1 protein-coding gene is annotated in these 268 nt (G+C 55.2%); it reads left to right on the top strand.

Annotated elements, in window-relative coordinates; all coding sequences use genetic code 11:
• A partial coding sequence (locus SB659_RS19630) for a hypothetical protein (protein WP_410551620.1) occupies positions 1-209 on the top strand: 209 nt, incomplete at its 5' end.
• Positions 210-268 lie beyond the last annotated feature (59 nt).

The following is a 268-nucleotide window of genomic DNA, read 5'->3' as shown; positions in this document are numbered from 1 at the left end:
GAAAGACGCGGCAATTCGGTTTGAAAGCCGGAATATCTGATTTGGAGAAAGGTGGCAGCGGATTTCAGCCGCGATCTGGAGCGAGGCTTATCCGCATCAGATTAATGCGGCGAAGAGGGCTGCAGAGGGATGAAAGAAGCGGTTGCGGTTGCGCCGACGAGCGCTTCAAAGCGCTAACCGGCGACGCGCGCATTTTCGGCGTGATGTAATTGCAGGCGTGAATCTAATTGCGGTATGGAGAACCTTCTGGCTGACGCGGATAATCCGC

Source organism: Arthrobacter sp. SIMBA_036 (assembly GCF_046535135.1).
In the GTDB taxonomy this organism is placed as follows: domain Bacteria; phylum Actinomycetota; class Actinomycetes; order Actinomycetales; family Micrococcaceae; genus Arthrobacter.
The sequence above is the reverse complement of the archived record's forward strand: the minus strand, read 5'-3'. Positions and strand labels throughout refer to the sequence as shown.